The 22049-nt window shown below is 35.8% G+C and carries 15 protein-coding genes and 2 pseudogenes; 8 read left to right on the top strand and 9 right to left on the bottom strand.

Features of this window, described 5'->3' with window-relative positions:
• Positions 1-15: 15 nt before the first annotated feature.
• The 7 genes from AC5LWL_RS01765 to AC5LWL_RS01735 all read right to left on the bottom strand — a co-directional run bounded on the left by AC5LWL_RS01765 (position 16) and on the right by AC5LWL_RS01735 (position 7732).
• Positions 16-834 carry an ABC transporter permease gene (locus tag AC5LWL_RS01765; protein ID WP_493432741.1) on the bottom strand — a complete coding sequence of 273 codons (819 nt, stop codon included), beginning with the start codon at positions 832-834 and terminating at the stop codon, positions 16-18.
• A 61-nt stretch (positions 835-895) separates the two neighbouring features.
• Positions 896-1648, bottom strand: coding sequence for an ABC transporter ATP-binding protein (locus AC5LWL_RS01760; RefSeq protein WP_493432740.1), 753 nt, complete (start codon positions 1646-1648; stop codon positions 896-898).
• Positions 1649-2241: 593 nt separating this feature from the next.
• Entirely contained in the window at positions 2242-2748 is a 507-nt protein-coding gene (locus tag AC5LWL_RS01755; protein WP_493432739.1) for a PTS sugar transporter subunit IIA, read from the bottom strand.
• Between the two features lie 29 nt (positions 2749-2777).
• Positions 2778-3266, bottom strand: coding sequence for a hypothetical protein (locus tag AC5LWL_RS01750; protein ID WP_493432738.1), 489 nt, complete (start codon positions 3264-3266; stop codon positions 2778-2780).
• A 14-nt stretch (positions 3267-3280) separates the two neighbouring features.
• Positions 3281-4042, bottom strand: a complete 762-nt coding sequence (locus tag AC5LWL_RS01745; protein WP_493432737.1) for a MurR/RpiR family transcriptional regulator — start codon at positions 4040-4042, stop codon at positions 3281-3283.
• Positions 4043-4299: 257 nt separating this feature from the next.
• Entirely contained in the window at positions 4300-5658 is a 1359-nt protein-coding gene (locus AC5LWL_RS01740) for a 6-phospho-alpha-glucosidase (protein WP_493432736.1), read from the bottom strand.
• 481 nt (positions 5659-6139) lie between these two features.
• On the bottom strand, positions 6140-7732 hold the full coding sequence (locus tag AC5LWL_RS01735; RefSeq protein WP_493432735.1) for an alpha-glucoside-specific PTS transporter subunit IIBC: 1593 nt from the start codon (positions 7730-7732) through the stop codon (positions 6140-6142).
• Positions 7733-8131: 399 nt separating this feature from the next.
• Between AC5LWL_RS01735 and AC5LWL_RS01730 the strand changes: the two genes are divergently transcribed.
• Entirely contained in the window at positions 8132-9100 is a 969-nt protein-coding gene (locus AC5LWL_RS01730) for a bile acid:sodium symporter family protein (RefSeq protein WP_493432734.1), read from the top strand.
• 345 nt (positions 9101-9445) lie between these two features.
• Here the strand turns inward: AC5LWL_RS01730 and AC5LWL_RS01725 are convergent, their stop codons facing one another.
• Positions 9446-10462 (bottom strand): PTS sugar transporter subunit IIC, encoded by a 1017-nt coding sequence (locus AC5LWL_RS01725; RefSeq protein ID WP_493432733.1) that lies wholly within the window; start codon positions 10460-10462, stop codon positions 9446-9448.
• Positions 10463-11058: 596 nt separating this feature from the next.
• A complete protein-coding gene (locus tag AC5LWL_RS01720; RefSeq protein ID WP_493432732.1) occupies positions 11059-12258 on the bottom strand; it encodes an MFS transporter in 1200 nt (399 codons plus the stop codon).
• A 582-nt stretch (positions 12259-12840) separates the two neighbouring features.
• On the opposite strand from AC5LWL_RS01720, the gene AC5LWL_RS01715 reads away from it, so the two are divergent.
• The 7 genes and pseudogenes from AC5LWL_RS01715 (at position 12841) to AC5LWL_RS01685 (ending at position 21686) form a co-directional block, all read left to right on the top strand.
• Complete coding sequence (locus AC5LWL_RS01715) at positions 12841-14205, top strand: MATE family efflux transporter (RefSeq protein ID WP_493432731.1); 1365 nt, start codon at positions 12841-12843, stop codon at positions 14203-14205.
• Between the two features lie 806 nt (positions 14206-15011).
• Positions 15012-15890: pseudogene (locus AC5LWL_RS01710) on the top strand (transposase); the annotation flags it as partial.
• A gap of 277 nt (positions 15891-16167) precedes the next feature.
• Positions 16168-17310 carry an IS110 family RNA-guided transposase gene (locus AC5LWL_RS01705; protein ID WP_493432573.1) on the top strand — a complete coding sequence of 381 codons (1143 nt, stop codon included), beginning with the start codon at positions 16168-16170 and terminating at the stop codon, positions 17308-17310.
• A gap of 208 nt (positions 17311-17518) precedes the next feature.
• Positions 17519-18109 (top strand): annotated as a pseudogene (locus AC5LWL_RS01700) (transposase); the annotation flags it as partial.
• 578 nt (positions 18110-18687) lie between these two features.
• Positions 18688-19641, top strand: a complete 954-nt coding sequence (locus AC5LWL_RS01695; RefSeq protein ID WP_493432730.1) for an ABC transporter substrate-binding protein — start codon at positions 18688-18690, stop codon at positions 19639-19641.
• Between the two features lie 39 nt (positions 19642-19680).
• Positions 19681-20685 carry a FecCD family ABC transporter permease gene (locus AC5LWL_RS01690; RefSeq protein WP_493432729.1) on the top strand — a complete coding sequence of 335 codons (1005 nt, stop codon included), beginning with the start codon at positions 19681-19683 and terminating at the stop codon, positions 20683-20685.
• Positions 20685-21686 (top strand): FecCD family ABC transporter permease, encoded by a 1002-nt coding sequence (locus AC5LWL_RS01685; RefSeq protein WP_493432728.1) that lies wholly within the window; start codon positions 20685-20687, stop codon positions 21684-21686. Before AC5LWL_RS01690 ends, AC5LWL_RS01685 begins: the two co-directional genes overlap by 1 nt.
• Positions 21687-22049 lie beyond the last annotated feature (363 nt).

Here is a 22049-nt window from a genome sequence, read left to right as displayed (position 1 = left end):
TTTTATTAACCGTTTTTAATTTCCATGCCTTCCTTTTAGAAGCAGCTTTTCAATCCAAACTGTTGCAATATACATGAAGATAGAAAGAATGGACAAAACGACGACGCCTACCCAGACAAGGTTAATATTCATAATTTGTCCTGCATATAAAATCATTCTTCCAATTCCTTGCCTGGAGCTAATAAACTCGCCTACTATTGTACCTGCTAATGCTAAAGCGATGTTAATCTTTAAGCTGCTTACAATCCAAGGCATGCTTGTAGGAATCACTACTTTTGTGAAGACATGGATTTTTTTTGCGCCTAATGAGTATAAAAGCTTCTCTAAATCTGCATCTACGCTTTTTACTCCACTATATGCTGCAAGTGCCGTAACAATAACCGTCATCATAAATGCCAATACAACTTTTGAACTGAATCCGATACCAAACAGGATAACAAGGACAGGGGCTAAAGCGAGCTTTGGCACCGCATTAAATGCGATTAAATAGGGTTCAGAAATTCTCGAATAATAATAGGACCACCAAAAAGATAATCCGATTAATGCTCCAAAAAATGTTCCTAATAGAAACCCTAAAACGGTAGCACCTGATGTGTATAAAAGATCATCCAGCAATGTTCCCTCCGTAAAAGCAACAGAAGCAGTTTTCCATATCGTTGTAGGACTACTCCAATAATAAGCATCAATTATATGCCATTTTGTTAACAGTTCCCACAAAACGACAAATAAAATACCAATAATCCACTGCCCATAAACCGTCATTCGTTTTCGTTTTTTTGCTTTTGCTTCTTCATCTTCAATATATGGAAGGTCATTTTTTTGTGTCGTTGTCACCGATTACTCACCTTCTCTTTTTAAACTAAGATTCCTTTAATTTCTATTAGAACAACCTCTATTAGTCTTTTAACAAATGTAAAATATACTTCTTCAAATCCACAAAATCTGAATTTAATAACGTCTGCTCATTTCTTGGACGCGCTAAAGGGATTGTGATTATTTCTTTAATACTCCCTGGTCTTGGTGTGAGTACATATATTTCATCTGATAAAAAAATAGCTTCGTCTATATCATGTGTAATAAAAAGAACTGTTTTTTTAAAGTCTCCCCATATTTGTAAAAGCCATTGCTGCATTACTAATCTTGTTTGGGCATCTAATGCTCCAAACGGTTCATCAAGCAAAATAATATCTTTATCATATAATAGGGTGCGTAAAAGGGCTGCTCTTTGTCTCATGCCTCCAGATAATTCATCTGGATAATGATTTTCAAATCCGCCTAATCCATATCTCTCCAAAAGTGGCATTGCTTTAGCTATTCCTTCCTTTTTAGGAATTCCTTTTACTTCAAGCCCTAATAAGACATTATGAAGAATCGTTCTCCATGGTAAAAGCAAATCCTTTTGGAGCATATAACCAACATATCCGTTTTTCCCGACGATATCTTTTCCATCTAACAGTACACTTCCTGTTGTTGGTGTAATAAGACCTGCAATGATATTAAATAAGGTGGATTTCCCACAGCCGCTCGGACCAATGATACTAATAAATTTCCCCTCTTCTATTTGCATACTTGTATCTTTTAACGCAAAAAATTCTTTGCCTTCTTTTTTAAAAATTTTACTATTATTTTTCACTTCTAATTTATACATAGCAGCCCTCCATTCCGAGCTTCTTAAAAACGTTTATTTTTTTATTTATATGTTTTCGTTTTATAAGTATTCTTAGCGAAAATGGTACATCCTTATGATTCTACTGTCAAAATCCCCCCTTATTTTTGGAAAAAATAATGAATAAACAACAGGAAGGAAGAGCGGTGTGCTTCCTAATCTTTATCTGTCTAGAAAATGATTGGCCTTTGTTATACTATATGGAGATTTTTTGTAAAGGGGATAATAAAATTAGAGAAAAAAGTGTTAATTATTGGGGCAATAAGTCTTCGGCAGTATAGGATTAACGATTTTGATCAACTCGGCCAGTATATGCTTGTCCTTGTTGTAGATGATATTTATTGTTGTATCAGAATCACTAAACAAAGGAAATAAGCTAAAAATTGATTTAGACTACCCTGAGCACTCTTAATGAGTCCGCAGGCTGCTCCTTATTCGCTTACAAAAATAAACTTAAGAAAGCTGCTTCTTTTGTGTGAATCTTTATTAGTATGGATGTTGGCAGTTGAAGTATGTACCTATTTATGGAACTAAAAAGGCAGCCATATGCTAATTGGCTGCCTTTTTTTATTTCTTTAATCTTTTAATTTAGCGATTGCAAGCGACGCATTCTGTTCGATAGGATTATCGATTAGGTTTACTTCTAAGGAGGATAATTTGTCTTCGCTGTTTGTAATAATCATCGGTGTAACAATATCTTTCCCGCTTTGCTTTAAGAAATCAATATCAAAGGTTACTAAGAGGTCTCCTTTTGAAACTTTATCTCCCTCTTTTACATGAATAGTAAAGCCTTCTCCCTTTAAATTAACTGTTTCTAACCCTATATGGATTAAGATTTCTAGTCCCTTTTTCGATTGTAAGCCTATTGCATGCTTTGTGTGAAATATTTGAACCACTTCTCCATCTATTGGAGCTGCTATATTTCCTTCTGTTGGGATTATCGCTAAACCTTCTCCCATCATTTTATTAGCGAAAACAGGGTCCGGCACTTCTTCTATAGGAATCACCTTTCCGCTTAAGGGTGCATATAACACTTCTTGTGCTTCCTGTATTGGTTTTTTTCGAAATAGATTTTTTAACATTTCTTTCTTCTCCTTTCCCGTCTAGTTAATTAATGCAAGATTTTCACAAATAAAGATAAGTAAATAATAGAAAATCCTAAAATAGTAGATGCTAGCATCGTTTCTTTTAACCCATTTTTTTGTCTCCATGTTAGCTTCTGTTTATTTGTAAATAGAAAAAGTAAGAGCATAAAAAATACAATGATGTTTCCCATAATAAGTTCTGCAGCTGCTACAATAAATAAAGCGTTACCATTAAATTCAGCATGCTTGTTATTTTTTTGTCCTTTTATTAGGAAATGAAGAACTAACCCGCAAAAGGGGTGGGTCATTGCGATAATAAATAAGATGGTAATAAGTGGATCTTGTTCTATTAAAGTAAAAAAAGATTGCCCTTTGCTTGTAGTTTCTAAATAGACATAACTAGCAAATAATAGGGGGATCATATACAACAAATACATGGATAATCGCAATAGTTGCGTATTTGGAATCGATAATCTATTTCCAGCTACCTGTTTTCTTAACAATATGCTTCTCAAAATAACTACACCCTTTATTGCCTATTTTTATTTTCCAGATATTCTATAAATTGGCCGGCTAGTACTTCCCCAACTATAAAAAAAGAAGCTAAAGAGGTATAATCTATCCCGCTGCTCGTTGGCACGGATGTGGTAGTTGCATATAAATTATGTTGTGTCATTTGTGCTAGTGTGTTATTTTTCATATTTGTAATGGATAAAAATGGTATACCCTTTGCTACTAGCTTCTGCACTTTAGGAATGAGGGTCGGTGTATCTCCTGACAAGGAAATGATAATCATTAGATCTTCTGTCGTTAAATCATGCAAAATCACATCAAATTTTGTTTGATCATGAATAATAGTAATATAGCGATGTTGAGCAATAAACGCACGCTGTAATTCATGAGCCGCATTTAACTGTGCAGATCCCGTTCCATACACAAAAATTCGTTGTGATTGATCCATTAACTTGCAAATATCGCCAAAGTTTTTTGCCTGCAAATGCTTTAGCGTTGCTTCAATATCTGCAGTTAATGTACCAATATAGTTGGTACTTTCCTCTTCTTCCCCTTCATCTTCCCATTTTAAAAATATACGAAATTCACTGTACCCGCTAAAATCCAGCTTTTGTGCAAGACGAAGTACAGAAGATCTGGAGACATTGCATTTTTTAGCTAAATCATTAATATTTAATTTATAGCAAGTGCTTCTATTATTTAAAATATATTTTAAAATATGAAAATCATTTTCATGTAATTGACTATAATATCTATTAATCAATTCTTCTAGCTTCATTTTTCTCTCCTCCTATGCTGGCACGCATCCCTTTTATTCTATTATACGTGTAAGGAGGAGAAAAATATAAAGTAAACTTCCATCACTGATGGTTAGTTGCACTTATTAGATCTTTACGGGCGAGTTTCCACGCCTGTCTTCCTCGGTGCGAGGGTTTTACTGCCCGTTAAGAGTGGGATAAAAAGAAGCAATAGAAAATTAATAGTAGCATATATCCCCCTCACATTTAAAAATGAGGGGGTGCATCAACGCTGTCGTTATTGGGAGATAAGTTCTTTTTCGTTTTGTTCTCTTTTTAATTCTGGCCAAAAATCTTTATTTGCTTTTATTAGCTCGTCTAGAATTTCTTTTGCTACTGATGCACTTGGGACTGTTTTAGATAAGGTAAGCGCTTGCCATAATTTCTGGTAGGAACCTTCCTCCCATGCTTCTACCACTAGTTTCTCAACAGAAACCTGTTGTTCCATTAACCCTTTTTGGAACTGAGGAATTTTCCCAATAGATAATGGCTCCGGCCCATTTGATCCTACTATGCATGGAATTTCTACCATACCTGTTGAATCGAAATTCTCAATTGCTCCATTATTTTCAACAATTAATAGCATTCTTTCATGCGTATTGTAAGCAATAGCACGGGCTAAGTCGACGATATAAGAAGCATGCATATCAACATGAAGGGCACTTCCTTCAGTAGAATGATTGGCTACAATTTTTTCGCATTCGCCAAAAACAAACTTTTCTCTGCCATTCATTACTTCATTAGCACGCGTATATTCTTTATTGGAATGCCCTACGATATAATCGGGAAACAGGTAGTATTGCAAGTAGGTGTTAGGTAAAGTGTTAGGATCCAAAGCAAAAACATCTCTTGCCTTAGTAAACGTATCATTCCAAGTTGCCTCTGTATGCTGCTTATCTCCGCTTGTTACTACATAACCATTCTTCGTTACATGTTCTTTAATTTTTGGCATTAAATCATTTCCTTGTTTATCTCTGATATCTGTCCACCATCCAAAATGATTCAAACCATAATACCGTACAACTAATTCTTTTCTTGATGCTAATCCAAGTGTTTCTGCCATACGTCTTTCAATGCTGACTGGCATATCACAAATATTTAATACTTTAGAATCAGGGCGCAGCTTGCGGCATGCCTCTGCAACAATGGCTGCCGGGTTTGAATAATTTAGCATCCATGCATTCGGCGAGTATTTTTCCATGTGATCAATAATTTCAAATACACCACCAATGGAGCGCATTCCATAAGCCATTCCGCCAGGTCCACATGTTTCTTGTCCGACCACTCCATATTTAAGCGGGATTTTTTCATCTAGCTCTCTCATCGCATATTTTCCGACGCGAATATGCGCCATTACAAAGTCAACGTCTGTAAATGCTTCTTCAGGATCAACGGATGCAATAAACTCTATTTCTGGTGCTCTCTCTTTTACAATAATTTCACAAGCACCTGCAATTTTACTTTGTCTCTCCTTATCATTGTCATAAAACTTTAATGTTCTAATTGGAAACTTATCTAAATTATCAAGGAGCATTAATACAATTCCTGGTGTAAATGTACTACCTCCACCTGCTATAACAACTGAGAATTTTTTCATTACTCTTCCTCCTCTGTCTGATTTATACCTTATTTATATCACAGCATTTTTAGGGTCTCAATAGAATTGGAAACGTTTGCCCCTTATCACATTTATTGTTCTTTTTCACATGAGTTAAGATTTTTCCCATCAACGAAATTATAACGGATCTGGTGATTTTAATTTATCTCCCACGTCGACCTTTACAAATGCTTGTTCCCCTTTTGGTCCTGATTGGCTCTTTATTGGACAAACTACTCCTTGTTTCTTTCCCTTTACTGCATTGAATTTGCGCATCTTGTCGTTTAAATTTCAAATGGTAGGTTTACGAATAAAACCCACTTTACACCGTTTCAGAAAGTGAGTTTTATTTTTTCTATCTAGCTGAATGGTTCATATACTTCTAAAATTATTTTAGGATGTACAATCTCTTTTCATGATATTAGCTATGGATAGCCACAGATACAGAAAGAGCGGAGGATTTCCTCCGCTCTCTACCTAGTTAATTAGCTTTCTTCAATAGTATTTCAAACTGTTCTCTTACTTGTGGTACAGATAAACCGACAATAATTTGAATCGCTTTGCCACTTCTAACAACTCCATGTGCACCTGCAGCTTGGAAAGCACTATCTGGCATAAGTTTGCTTTCATCTTTCACACTTACTCGAAGTCGTGTAGCGCAATTCATCACATCTTCAATATTATCCGAACCTCCTAATGCCTCCAAAAAGCTGGATGCTTTATCTGAAAAACCATTTCCTGCATTTGCAGATGAATTTTTCCCTTGTTGTTTTTCCTTAAAGTCTTTTTTTGTATATAATTTTGTTTCTGCATTATTATCTATTTCACGTCCTGGAGTCATAAAATTAAATTTCACTATCATAGTACGGAATACAAGGAAATAAATAACAGTGAAAGTTAAACCAATTCCCCACTGAATAATATAGATAGAACCATGTGATGAAAATAATGGTATCCAGTTAGAGCTTGCAATCTCAATTAAACCACCAGTCATTAAACCAACTACTCCAAATGCATACATAGTTGCCGCCATGGTTGCTGCTAAAAGTGCGTGCACAGCAAATAATGCAGGTGCAATAAATAAGAAAGTAAATTCAAGTGGCTCCGTAATACCTGCTATTACAGCAGTTAATGTTGCTGGTATTAATAAAGAAGCAACTAATTTTTTCTTTTCCGGTCTTGCTGTTGAATAGATAGCATACGCAATTCCAGGCATCGCAAATATTTTCGCATTCCCATATAAAGAGAATCCTCCTTGTGGAAATAATGCTTTTAATGACTCTTTAGATGCAGCGAACTCGGTCAAATGTTCAATCCAAAATACTTTAATTCCACCTTCAACAGCGGCTGGTCCTAGTAAAAACGGGGTCCAAATAAAATGATGTAATCCAGTAGGAAGCAAAATCCGCTCTAAGAAAGTATATAACCATACTCCCAAAACACCGGCTGTTCCTAAAAATGATTGCAAGGAGGAAATTCCACTTTGAACAACCGGCCAAACGAATGAAGTGATTAAGGCTAAGGGAAGCATGATAAAAAAGCTTACAATCACAACATAAGATGTACCTTGAAAAATCCCTAACCAATCTGGCAGCTTTTTATCAAAATAGCGATTATGGATTGCTACAACAATGGAAGAAATAACAATGGCACCAATAATACTAGTATCGAGTGTTTTAATACCGGCTATCATCGTTAACCCAGTACCAGATCCAACCTCAGCTGTGAAATCAACCCCAAAAGAGGGACCCCACATCGTTAAAATAGCGCTGACAAAATAGTTAAATGTCAAATACGTAATAAGCGCTTCCATACACGCCCTTGCATGTGCTTTCTTTGCTAAAGCAATTGGTATCCCTATCGCAAATAATAAAGGCATTTGTCTTAAGACTGCCCATGCCCCTTCTCCAATGATATACCAGCATTGATACCAAAGACTTTCTGGATCAGCTAGAGATCCCATTATTAATGGATTTTTAAAAAGGATGGTAAGTCCAATGACAACACCAGCGAAAGGAAAAAGCAGAACTGGAACATAAAGCGCACCGCCAAAACGTTGAATTTTTTGCATCATTATTAAAACCTCCCAATCTGTAAAAAATTTAAATTTCTCTACATTAAAACAGCAGTAAAATCATAAGTTCAAAATCACCAGCTATTTTTGCTAACGCTTTCATAAGGTAATAGTATCCTATCTTAATTTTTTTGAAAACATGAATAGAATAAATTGCTCACAATCACTTCGTTTGTGCTTTTTCTCATTCCTTAAGAAATTTCCCAAAAGCATATGGAATGTTAGGTTGATTGCTCTTTATTATAAGCAGTTGCTGTTACTAATTTACAAACATCATGTCACGAAATATTTATATTTATATCTATATCACCCTTTTTATTTTTTTACAATTCAGATAAAATAAACATAACCATACTACCTACAAATTTTTCTGTTTTAAAAATGATTGGAGTCCTGTTCATGTTACAAAGATTAAATGCGTTTCTCGGAAAATGGATGCCTCTTCTTACTCCTACAAGCGTTATTATTGGGGTAATCTTAGCCGGTTTTTTACACCATTTTTCGTTTTTAGTTCCATGGATTTTTGCTGGAATGACCTTTACTGGAAGCCTTACATCTAATTTTCAATCCGTTAAACATACGATTACCCATCCCTTATCATTGATTTTGACTTTATCTGTGCTTCATATTATTACGCCTCTCTGGGCATTTGCGATTGGACATTTATTTTTTCAGAATGATCCCTTCACTATTACCGGCTTAACATTAGCTGTTGTTATTCCGACCGGCATTACAAGTGTTATCTGGGTTTCTATGTATAAAGGAAATGTTCCGCTCACATTAGCGATTATTTTATTAGACACATTGCTTTCACCATTTCTTGTCCCACTAAGTATGTCTTTTTTTGTTGGGGAGACTGTTCATTTAGAAATATGGGGAATGATGAAAGGATTATTAGGAATGATTGTACTTCCTTCCATTGCAGGCATGGCTATTAATCAATTTTATTCGAAATCCACAGCGGAAAAATGGAATAAAACGTTAGCGCCATTTTCTAAGCTAGGATTAGCAGCCGTTGTTAGTATTAATAGCTCTGTTGTTGCACCATATTTACTTCATATTGATAAAAAGTTTATTCAGATTGCCATCACGATCTTTTTTATTTCTTTATCTGGTTATTTTTTCGCGTGGATTCTTGGTATCTTAACTAAACGAAGTAAAGAAGAAGTTATTGGGATGATTTATACGGGTGGAATGCGAAATATAAGTGCTGGGGCTGTATTAGCGGTAAGCTTTTTCCCTCCCCAAGTAGCAGTACCTGTTGTAATCGGTATGTTATTTCAACAAATACTCGCTGCATTTTATGGGCAGTTAATCAAAACAGTTTATTCGAAACCAGCTTCAATAGAAGTTACTTTAAAACATTAATAAGATAATGCCTATCAAAAAAGTAAACTGTATCTATCTCTGGATAATTGACAACTTTCTGTCTATAAAAGAACAACTTTTTTTATGACAGTAAACAGGATGTTGATCAGAACGAGGCTGCCACAGAAAGTGAAAAAATCAGCACATTTCCCATAGGTGTGTAATTAGTCATTTATCATCTTTTTTTTAGTAATGAAAACTGCAAAAACGAAGAGCAAATGCCCTATTCAAAGAGAAATCTGTTTGCTCCCTTGGTCATCGACTGAAATTTAATTATTCTGCATGCATAAAAAAACTTGGGATTTCTCCCAAGTTTTTTTGTACATTCTATTATTTAGTATTAGATTATTGAACTTTCATAGCTAGATCGCCAGTCTTTGCCCAACCGATTCTTAAAATGAAATAATATAAAGGCAATGTGATGACAATTGGCAATACAACACCGAATGCCATATAGACTAAGAATCCATCAATACCTTGTAGAGCTAATATACTGATAGGTGCAATTAATGAATTTAAACCAAGTCCTGCCAATTCATAAGTGGCCGTAAAGTTAAATCCTAGTGTTGCAATTGGGGCACAAATAACGGCTGCCACAAATGGCGGGATAATTAATAAAGGATTTTTCACCAAGTTAGGAAATTGAACCTTTGGTGTAATAATCGACTGTGCCAAAAATCCACCTAAATCATTTTGTCTAATAGACATAGCGGTAAAACCAACAAACTGAACGGTACATCCGATTAATGCCGCAGCACTTGAAACAGGATCCATTTGCAATGCAATTGCCAATGCTGCTGAAGATGCCGGCGTCATCAATAAAATACTCCAAGCTAATGAAATAACCATTGGTGCAAGTAATGGTGATCCTTCTACAGAATGAGTAATCTGTGCACTCATCCATGTTAATAATGGCGTTGTTACATGCGCTAAACCAACACCGGCAAAACCACCAACAAGAATCGAACCTGCAGGAATAGCGATCATATCCAAAATTGTTTTACCATTAATATATTTACCAACCAACGTTGCAACAACCGCTGCTAATACCGCACTTATTGGCTGTCCCGGGACAATTGTTAAACCAGCTTCCGTTAAATGAATGGCATTTCCACCAATACTACTACAAATCATCGCACTAAATATTACTAATGTATTACCACCTAATTGGTAGGCAATTCCTGCTCCAAATGCTGGAGCAAGCAAAACTTTTGCAACAGAACCTATATGAATTAGAATCTCCCAGCCAAAAGCTTTTCCGATTGATTCTAAAAGCAAGCCCATTCCCAATGTTACTAATACGGCATTTGACATCCCGGTTGAAGCTTTATACACACCATCCATAAAGTTTTTCTTATTCATCTTATCTCTTCTCCTCTATCCATTAAAATGGTAAATTTCCATAAAAAAAGCCTGTCCGTTATTTCGGATAGGCACCATTCAACATTACTGTTTAGTGCCTTGTTTTTAAGAAACAAAAACTGGACTAAACAATTCCCTGTAAAAAATCGGGTTTTATTTAATCCTAAGAGCATAATATGAGGATAATAATGACTGATAAAGTTATGTTAGTTTTCATGTTATGCTCCTCCTCTTAACTGTTATTGTGTAGTTATATTATCATCAATATTCTGACAATGTAAATATTTTTTTTATTCCAAAAATAATAATCCGCTTTCATAACAAAGCAATATGATAAGCATTATGAACTATTTAAATAAAAATTGATAGCATTCCTTCTCTTTAAACTATCTTTATGTAGGAAAATGAAAAAAATTTATTCATAGTGTAGAACATTTAATGTCAAGAAATATGCGTACTACTTTCTCTACTAACTGATGATAATACTGGGTTTATTATCCACTATTGTTTTTATTTAGATAAAAAAATGGAACTCTTCAGAAAGTCAGTGTACCTTACTTTCTGAAGAGTCCCATCCTCAACACCCTATGCAATTATTAAGACAACTCTACGTTTTTCGTTTCTTTTCCTAAAAAGAAAACAGCGGCAGCACCAATAAATACAGCAATACAGAATAAAGTAAAAATAGATGCAATCGATATATTCTGTGCGACTAAATACGGAACTAACAACGGTCCAAGCACACCGCCAACTCTTCCAAAGGAAGCTGCCATCCCTGCACCTGTCCCTCTGACATTTGTTGCATATTGTTCAGGAGTATATGCATATAAAGCTCCCCATGCTCCTAAATTGAAAAAGGAAAGTAATATACCAGAGATCATGAGCAATGCAGTTGTCTCTGCTGTTCCAAACAAATAAGCGCTAATAGCTGTTCCGATTAGGAATACTACCAATACAAATTTCCTGCCGACTTTTTCAATTAAATATGCCGCCAATGCATATCCTGGCAACTGTGCAATAGTCATAATCAATACATACTCAAAACTTTTAATTAAACTAAACCCTTTAATTACCATTACACTTGGCAGCCATAAAAACATACCATAATAGGAAAAGACGACACAAAACCAAAGAATCCATAACATCGTGGTTTGCTTTGCATTTTCTTTCGACCATACTGCTTTCATACTAGCTATTACTGATAGTTTTTCCTTTTTCTCCACTGTTAAATATTGTGGAGAATCAGGCAAATTCCATCGTAAATAAAGAGCGTAAAAAGCAGGCAATACACTAATTAACAGAGCAATTTCCCAACCATACTTAGGAATAATAAAATAGGAAATAACAGCTGCTAATAACCATCCAAAAGCCCAAAAGCTTTCTAATAAAACCACTACTCTTCCACGTTTTTCCTTTGGCACACTTTCTGATACTAAGGTAGAAGCAACTGGTAGCTCTCCTCCCAAACCCATACCAATAATAAATCGTAAAATTAAAAATATCGTTAAGCTTGTTGTAAATGCAGATAATCCGCTGCCTATCGAGAATAATAATAGTGTAATGATAAAAACATTTTTTCTTCCTACTCTATCTGCCATTAATCCAAACATTAAGGCTCCAACGGCCATGCCAATCGAGTTGATGCTCCCAATCCAGCCCATTTGTTTAACAGATAATCCCCAATCTGCATGAAGTGCTGCAATAATAAAGGACAGCATGCCTACATCCATAGCATCGAACATCCATCCTAATCCCGCCACTCCAAGCAACTTTCGATTTCCAATATCCTTTTTCATCGTATCCCCCTGCTTTTTCTAATAGAGATGGTTCAAAAAATCCAGTAAAAAGGACACGTCGAATTTCTTCGTTGGCTTATTTTTCACTTATCACGTATTAACTAGAGAATCTTCAACTAAAAAAACGTTGAAGCCACCACATTCCGTGGAAGACCGATGACCAAAGATAAGCCGCCCTCAAACTTCTTGACCCTTTTTATCCTCCGTTTTGAACACGCACTACTAGTTTCTCTTAATCATGTTGCTTTTATTAAAGTATAACTATTATATTAACACTTGTCATGACAATCATCATTACATTTTTTATTAAATAAAAACCAACCTTTTTGATTGGAAAAAAAGCGTAACTGAAGGAGGTTTAAAAATCCTTAATTATTTTTTAGAAAATTATAATTGTAACCGATTACCAATCGGGCTTTTTAAGGGTTTTTCTTTAAATAGAACAAACTTATTACTCTATGCAAAACAACAGAAAAATTTACAAATAAATTTATTCATTTTCTCTTTACTTTCCAATAAATAAGAATAAAATGTATCTTATATTTGCAATATAATATTAAAAAGTAAAGGGGATATTAAAGGTTGAACGTCTCAACAAATAAATTACAAGATCAGTCTCTTTTTCATATATCATGGCCACTTTTTATTGAATTAGCTTTACACATGGGAATGGGTGTTATTGCTACACTCATGCTAAGTCATTATTCCGATGGAGCTGCTGCTGGGGTAGGTGTCGCAAACCAATTACTAGGTATTTTTATACTCGTCTTTAACGTAACTTCTATTGCAGCTATGATTCTTATCGGTCAAAGATTAGGTGCTAATGAGTTTAGTCAAGCAAGACAGTTTGCACGTTCAGCTGTTGGACTTAACGTTTGGTTCGGTGTTATCGTTGCCTTTCTTGTTGTAGTGTTTGGTGAACATCTATTGCGATTATTTGATATACAAGGAGACGTATTAAACTACGGTCTTACTTTTATCCGCATATGTGGTGCTTCCCTCTTCTTAGAATCTCTTTCACTTGCATTAAGCGCCGTATTGCGCAGCCACGGTTTTACAAAAGAATCCATGATTGTTAGTGTGTTAATGAACGCTTTTAGTGTGATCGGTTATAGTATTAGTATTTTTGGGGTATTCGGATTGCCGATACTAGGGGTGACAGGTGTTTCTTGGACGATTGTTATTGCTCGTGCGTTTGCTGTATTTGTGCTTTTATATTTAGTTTATAAGAGAATTGCTCTTACTTTTAAAGTTAGCGACATTATTAAAGTGAATAAACAGGATATTCGAGAAATGCTATTTATTGGAATTCCATCTGCTGGTGAAAATTTATCCTATCAGTTTTCCCAATTAGTGATCACCGCCATTGTGGCTTCTTTAGGTGATGCATCTTTAGCCGCTAGAGTGTATATAACAAACATCTCAATGGTTTGTTATTTATTCACAGTAGCCATTGCAGAAGGAACTCAACTTCTCGTTGCCCGTTATATTGGAGGAAAACAATATGAAAGAGCTTTAAAACGCGGAGTAAAAACATTAAAAATTGCTATGATTGCTTCTTCTGTTGCTGCGCTGGCAATGGCTCTTATTGGTTCTCCCATTTTAAAATTATTTACAAATGATTACCAAATCATTGCTATTGGTGTCCCAATCTTATGGGCAGTAGTATTTACTGAGCCGGGAAGAGCAATGAATATTGTGTTAATGAGTTCTTTAAAGTCTGCTGGTGATGTTCGTTTCCCTGTATTCATTGGAATGATTTCCATGTGGGGAGTAGCTGTTGTCCTTAGCTATACACTAGGCATTCAAATGGGGCTTGGATTATTAGGGGTTTGGATTGCACAAGGAATTGATGAATGGTTTAGAGGATCTTTCGCATTTAGAAGATGGCTATCTAAACCATGGGAAAAAATCCGTGTCAAAAATACCGTTAAGGGTCATATTTAATTACAGCTTAATAATTACAATCGCATTTTTTGCAACCTGGAAGCTGGGACATAAGTATTCCAGCCGAAGATAACCCCGAACCATGATACGAAGATATAAAAAATATTTCGTATCATGGTTTGGGGTTTTTATTTATGTAAAAAAGAAGGTTTGTAGTAATCACCCGCGGAAAGCGAGTGTCTGTAGCGCAATGGAACAACCTAGTTTTTATACTTAACTACTCAAACTTCGCACCATCAAATTCGTTTGCAAGTCTTGATATTACTCGGTTTAAGAACAATAAAATGGGAAGTTTGTTTTTTATTGTGGGGGTTCCTTTCCACTACGGGTTGCTTCGCTTTCCGCGGGGTGGGAGCTGAGCATCCTCGGCGTTGCCTTGCGGGGTCTCAGCCTTCCCACATTTCCCGCAGGAGTCTTCGCACCCTCCGTTACAAGCAACCTGTTTTAGAATAAGTTCTTGTCTTCGAATTTCATGACAAGGTAGGATTGCTAAACCATAGTAGCGTTGTTTTTTTATGTTATTATTCAACGTTGTTCTCCCAAAATGTGCACTTTTAATCTATTTCTATAAGATGGATGTTTTCACCAGTTCAACGACAGCAACTAATGAATCAAAACGGCTTGATTGGAGCGGATATGCGAGACTCCTGTGGGATTAGCGGGTTAGATGAGACCCCACAGGCCTTGCGAGGCCACTGAAAAAGTCCTTTTTTTTACTTAGGCAGTCGAAAGTTCATTCTAAATGACCTTTTGACTGCCTTTTGTTTTATAATGAAGAGATCAAATGTATGTAGGTGGTATATAAAATGATTTCCAATCAAGAATCTTTCACACTTAGTCCGTTTTTATCTATTTATGATTTCGTTGTTCCAAAGGATAATATGCTTCGCCAAATAAATGAGCTAGTGGATTTCTCATTCGTTCTCGAAGAATTAAAGACAAAATATTGTCTGGTAAATGGTCGCCATGCCGAGCCGCCGATCCGTATGTTCAAGTATCTCCTTCTAAAATCAATTTTTGATTTGTCCGATGTAGATGTAGTGGAACGTTCTCGGTACGATATGTCGTTTAAATTCTTTCTCGATATGGCACCAGAAGATGCCGTCATTGATCCAAGCTCGTTAACGAAATTTCGCAAACTCCGTCTTCAAGACGTGAGTTTATTAGATATGCTAATCGGCAAGACAGTGGAGATTGCATTGGAGAAAGAAATCATGAAAAGTAAAACCATTATTGTAGATGCTACCCATACAAAAGCGCGTTATAATCAAAAGTCACCGAAAGAATTTTTACAAGAAAAATCCAAAAATGTCCGAAAAGCCGTCTATCAAATAGACGAATCCATCAAAGAAAAATTCCCGCAGAAAACAACTTCTAATGAAGTAAAAGAGGAGTTGGATTACTGTAAAGACATCATTTCTGTTGTGGAATCCGAACCACAAGTCGCTTCCATCCCTGCCGTTAAAGAGAAACTGAATGTGTTAAAAGAAGTGGTGGAAGATTATACAGAACAACTACATTTTTCAACGGATCCAGATGCACGTGTGGGGCATAAATCAGAGGATTCTTCTTTCTTTGGATATAAAACACATATCGCGATGAGTGATGAGCGAATTATAACAGCGGCAGTAGTGACAACAGGCGAAAAAAGCGATGGAAAATATCTTCAAGAGTTAATAAAGAAACACACATGATTTCACACTCACACCCCGGCATGAAAATTTTTTCTAAGCCGGGGTTTTACTTTTTTGTCCATTTTTCCATACTGATTAATGCTATGGGAAGTAATCTTTACGTGCGCTTTTGTGGTGGTTCGACCCTGTATAAGAAACTGTTTGGAATTTGCCTTGTGTACACCCCTTTGTTGACTCTTCAATTTTTGAGGATGATCACGTACAGAAAAATGCTGTTTGACCAAGCTTATTCCACTTTCCATAGACACTACTTTGGAGGTTGTTTTATTTGGACATTTTATTAACCCATTGTGCCGGAATGGATGTTCATCAAAAAGAGATTGTAGTTTGTGCCCTAACTGGCACTAATAATGAATCCATTCAAAAAGAAACCAAGACTTTTTCCACTTTAACCAAAAGTTTATTTGATTTATTAAAGTGGTTAGAAGAAAAACAAATTACACACATTGCTCTGGAAAGTACCGGAATCTATTGGAAGCCGGTATACAACATCCTTGAAGGATATTTCGATATTACTGTGGCCAATGCCCAACGTATTAAAAACGTTCCTGGTCGTAAGACCGATGTTTCAGATGCAGAATGGATTGCCAAGCTTCTTCGTCATGGATTGATTGAAAAAAGCTTTGTCCCTTCCCAAGATCTTCGGGAATTAAGAGATTTGAACCGTTTACGCAAGAAATGGGTTGGTAACTTAACAGCTGAAAAAAATAGAATTTCAAAGGTCCTCGAATGTTCAAACATAAAGCTTGGTTCAGTTATTTCTGATATCTTTGGGGTTTCTGGACGTAAACTTTTGAAACAGTTAGTCGATAATGGATACCTTGATAAGGCTGATGTTGATGCCAATATCCATCATTCTCTCCGCAAGAAGGCTGATACCATTTCCGATTCTCTTTTCGGAACATTAAATGAACATCAAATGTTTATGATTAAAAGCTCTTGGAATCATATCATGTATTTGGAAACTTCCATTCAAGAACTTGAAAATAGGATAGATACCCTGCTTCATTCCTATCAAGAAGAAAAAGAAATACTTTTATCTATCCCAGGTATAAAGGAACACACAGCTGCTGTTATTATTGCGGAAATCGGAACAGATATGAGCCAATTCCCTTCATCAAGACATTTAGCTTCTTGGGCTGGTGTATCACCTGGCAATAATGAAAGTGCTGGTAAAAAGAAAAGTTCCAAAAGCGTTCAAGGAAACCCACATATAAAAGCTGCTCTTTGTGAGGTTGCTTGGGCTATATCAAGGTCGAAAAATACCTCAATGTCAAATGTTTTTTGGTCTCTATCTGCAAGAAGAGGAAAGAAAAAAGCTTTACAGGCTATTGCACATAAAGTTTTAAGAATTATATATACCCTATTTATTAATAAGCAACACTTCTCTGAACCACGTCTAGCTGGTTAGACGACCTTCCATTACAATACTCTATTAAGGTTGTGATTTTTTTAAAAAATTGAGGTCACACCCTTTCTTTACTATTGTCTTTTTTCTAGAAGTCCACGCTTCAAGATTTTCTTTACACCAAAATCCTGTACCCGCCCTATCAAATAGAACACGTTACTGTATTATACAGATACCCAGAATAGCCACTCGCCCGTTTTATTTTCACAGAAAAAGTAAAGAGACAGGAATGAAAATAGATACAGTTATCGGGGATGCAGCTTACTCCGAGAAAGATAATATTCGCTATACGAAAGAAAATGAGCTGGAACTTGTTTCTAAATTACATCCTCATATTACCCATGGAGCTAGGACAAAAGAAGAAGAATTTTCCTTTAACAAAGATGCGGGAATGTATGTCTGCAATGCAGGTCATATGGCTATTCAAAAAAAATATGATGAGCGAAAGAATCAAGATAAAAACCCTCGAATCAAGTACCTTTTTGATATTGAAAAATGTAAAGTTTGTCCTTTTCGTGAAGGATGTTATAAAGAAGGAGCGAAAAGTAAGTCCTATTCTGTGACCATCAAATCAACGGAACATAAAGATCAGGAGGAATTTCAAGGTACGGAAAAATTCAAAGAACTAGCGAAAACTCGCTATAAGATTGAAGCGAAAAATAGTGAACTAAAACACAGACACGGGTATGAAACAGCCTCCTCCTCGGGTTTATTTGGTATGCAAATTCAAGGAGCGACAGCGATATTCGCTACCAATCTCAAACGAATAATCAAATTAATGCAAGAAAAAGACAACAAATAGAAAAGAATACGAAAGAAAATAGGCAAAAAAAGAAAGGTTTCTGTCAAATTTTTGACAAAAAGCTTTCTTTTTTTTTCTATCGTAAATTACTAAAAGAAAAACAATAGGTTTTTCAGTGGCCTCGGCCTTGCGCCGAGGAGGCTCATCGCACGCCCCACGGAAAGCGAGCATCCTGAAACGAGAATCTTGCCCCTATTTATAAGGAATAATGTTTGCAAAAAAACCAAAAGATTAATCAATTACCCTTTTCTCATTGCTCTAAACCAAGTTATGTCAATACATGAAGAGGAATTTATAACTGCGAAGTTTGAGTTAACTATATGAAAAAACATGAATAACCAGTATCGGCAAGTAACCATTTAAGTGCTAAATTAGAAAATGTTCGTCTTTACCTATTATCTATTTCGTTATGTCTCAGCCTCTTTTCACTTTCTTTTCCCTACTAATTTCCACTAATTAGTTAATATATTGAATATTCATGCAAAACAAGTTGTAATGTCCTAAAATTTTGTTGACTTGTCTTGGTGAAAATGATTATCATTGTTAGTAACAAATAGAGATAAAGTGGGGAAATGAAAATGAATTTAGCTTATAACAAAAAATGGTCTTATAGTTTGTTTCTATGTTTCATCCTAATCCTTTCTGCATGCGGAAAAACAGAAAATGATAATAATACTGCAGATAAAAAGCAAGAAACAGTAACGATTACCCATGAACTAGGTACAACAGAGGTTCCAGCAAATCCAAAAAGAGTCGTGACCTTAGAGCTTGGATTAACAGAAGCTGTTGCTGCTTTTGATGTGATTCCCGTTGGAGTGGCAGATGATGATAAGCCAGAACGAATCGCCAAAAATGTATACGAAAAAATAAAAGGTTATACATCTGTTGGAACACGAGCACAGCCAAATTTAGAAATAATTCGAACTCTAAATCCTGACTTAATTATTGCAGATAAAGGTAGACATGAAAGTATTTATAAAGAATTATCAGATATAGCTCCAACTGTTGCATTTAACGATGATACCGCCGATTATCACACTGTGTTGGAAAATACAAAGTCCATCGCAAAAGCACTTGGAAAAGAAAAAGAAGGACAAGCCTTCATTCAAGAACATGAAAATACGGTTCAGAAACTAAAAGAAGAACTCAAGTCAGCCGATCAAAAGGTACTAATTGCTGGCTACGGCGAGGGAAATATTTTTGATGTACAATCAAGTTCATTTTTCACACCAAGCTTTTTAACTTCTATTGGTGTTCCATATGCGCTAGTTGATGAAAAAGAAACTTCTAATGAGATGACGATTGAACAATTATTAAAAATTAATCCTGCCATCTTAATTGTTTCTATAAATGAAGAGGAACCTTCTGTTAAAGAAACACTAAAAAATGATAAATTATGGAATAAACTAGAAGCCGTAAAAACTGGAAAAGTGTATGAAGTGAATCAAAATGATTGGTCAAGAAGGCGCAGTCTTAGTGCCATTAATGATAGAATACAAGAATTCGAGGAAATTTTTGTCCATAATGAGTAAGGGATATTCGCTTCATCCTTTTTATTTGAGGTGTATCAATTGCAAAATGTAAAAAATAATACTATTTTTATCACTTTTATTGGTTTCATTATTTTAGTAGCTGCCTCCTATTTTTCATTAAAAATAGGAGCTTATCACTTTACCGTTCATTCGATTATTCACTATCTATTTTCACCAGATCAATCCGAACTATCTATTATCTTGCATGATATTCGGCTGCCTAGGTTACTAATAACTATACTAGTTGGAGCAAGTTTAGCTGTTGCTGGAGCCATGATGCAAGGAATGACAAGAAATCCGTTAGCTTCTCCCAGTGTGTTAGGTGTTAATGCTGGAGCATCCTTTGTTGTTGTATTAATGACCGTCTTATTTCCTGCTGTCACTGGGTACTTGCTGATAGGAAGTGGCTTTTTAGGTGGTTTAATTTCGGCATCTTTAATCTTTATGATGAGCTTTGTCTTTAAGGGCGGCTCCATAGAAGTAAAAATTGCCTTAGTGGGGATTGCCATTCAAGCACTATTTTCATCTGCAACCCAATCCTTATTACTATTTAATGAAGATTCGATAAATAAAATACTAATTTGGCTTGCAGGCATGCTTGCAGGAACTACTTGGGATGATGTGCGCTTGCTGTTTCCAATCAGTGTCACTGCCTTAATTGCGAGCTTTCTATTAGCGAATTCTCTATCTATACTAGCATTAGGAGATGATGTTGCAAAAGGTCTTGGGCAACGTACTATTTTAGTAAAAGTACTTGTAACTTTTCTGGTTGTGCTATTGGCAGGATCTACCGTGGCAACAGTCGGACCAATTGGATTTATCGGCTTAATTGTTCCACATTTAGTTCGTTTTTTAGTCGGCATCGATTATCGAAAAATATTGCCTCTTAGCGCTTTATTCGGTGCAAACCTTCTTTTGATAGCAGATGTGCTTTCCCGATTTATTTCTTTTCCATCAGAAACACCTGTAGGAATAGTTACGGCGTTAATTGGTACACCTTACTTCATTTATTTAGCTAGAAAAAATAAAGGAAAAAATGTCTAATGCAGAATTTATTAAAAACCCTTCATCCTATTGTTATTATTGCCTTTTTATCTATACTGCTCTTAATGATTGCTGTTGTCAATATTGGATTAGGCGCTGTTCCTATAAGCCCTGCATCTGTTTTACATGCCTTTTTAGGAATAGGCAATGATAATGAATCTTATATTATCTTCCACTATCGAATGCCAAGAATTGTGCTTGCTTTATTTGTTGGCGGTGCTTTGGCCATTGCAGGAGCAATTGCTCAATCGGTGCTGCATAATCCGCTTGCTGCCCCCGATACATTAGGAATATCTGGAGGAGCAAGTATTGGAGCTGTCAGCCTTTTTCTGCTTTTCCCAAATTTAAATATTGCCTATACTGGAATAGCTGCCTTTGCTGGGGGGACAATAGCTGCTTTTGCTGTTTATATCATTTCTTACAAAAATGGATTGGATTTAACAAGGCTTGCCCTTGTCGGCGTTTCCATAAGTGCTTTTTGCAGCGCAGCAGTTCAGTTAAGTTTATTATCCATCGAATCAAATGTGCAAAGTTCCCTTTTATGGCTTAATGGTAGTTTATTTGGGCGTACATGGGAACAAGTACTATTCATTATGCCTTGGGTTATTATTTTAGGACTATTTGTATTTTTCCTATCGCGTTCCCTTGATTTGCTGCTCCTTGGAGACCAAACTGCAGTTGGACTTGGATTAAGAATAGAAAGACTTAAGGTGCTTTTGCTTCTTTCCGCTGTTCTACTTACAGGTGCAAGTACAGCAGCTGCTGGTATGGTTGGATTTGTCGGATTAATTGGCCCCCATATTGCACGGCAACTTGTTGGTTCTAGGCATCTTTATACTATTCCGACATCTTTTCTAATAGGTGCTTTCATTTTATTAATTGCAGATTCAATCGGGCGTGGAGTGCTTCCTCCAATTGAAATACCTGCAGGGTTAATTACATCAATGATCGGTGCCCCATACTTTTTATATTTAATGTGGCGTCACTCTAAAAAAATATAATAAATATCACTAGCTGTTCTTTGAATTTAATTAAATAAGTCTATCTTAAATCCTTTTTCCTATTAAACACTTATGGAAAAAGGATTTTTTATTATAGGATACCCTGAAAAGAGGGTTGCTCTCTCCATTAGTCAGCAGTCAGAATACACTTCCCTTTCCCACAGGAGTCTTCGTGTATTCCACCTGCTCTATGCTTCAAACCTAGGTCATAAAATAAACTAGAAGGCTGCTTAAAATAATACTTATTTTTGTCTATTATGTATCAAATGAGAAAAGCTTTTAGACATTAGGATTATTTATGTCTTATACTAGAAGTTACTATACTTATCGAAATACCTATGAAGATGAAAGAGGAAAATAATC

The organism is Niallia sp. WK069_GA_01 (assembly GCF_983173855.1).
The sequence above is the reverse complement of the archived record's forward strand: the minus strand, read 5'-3'. Positions and strand labels throughout refer to the sequence as shown.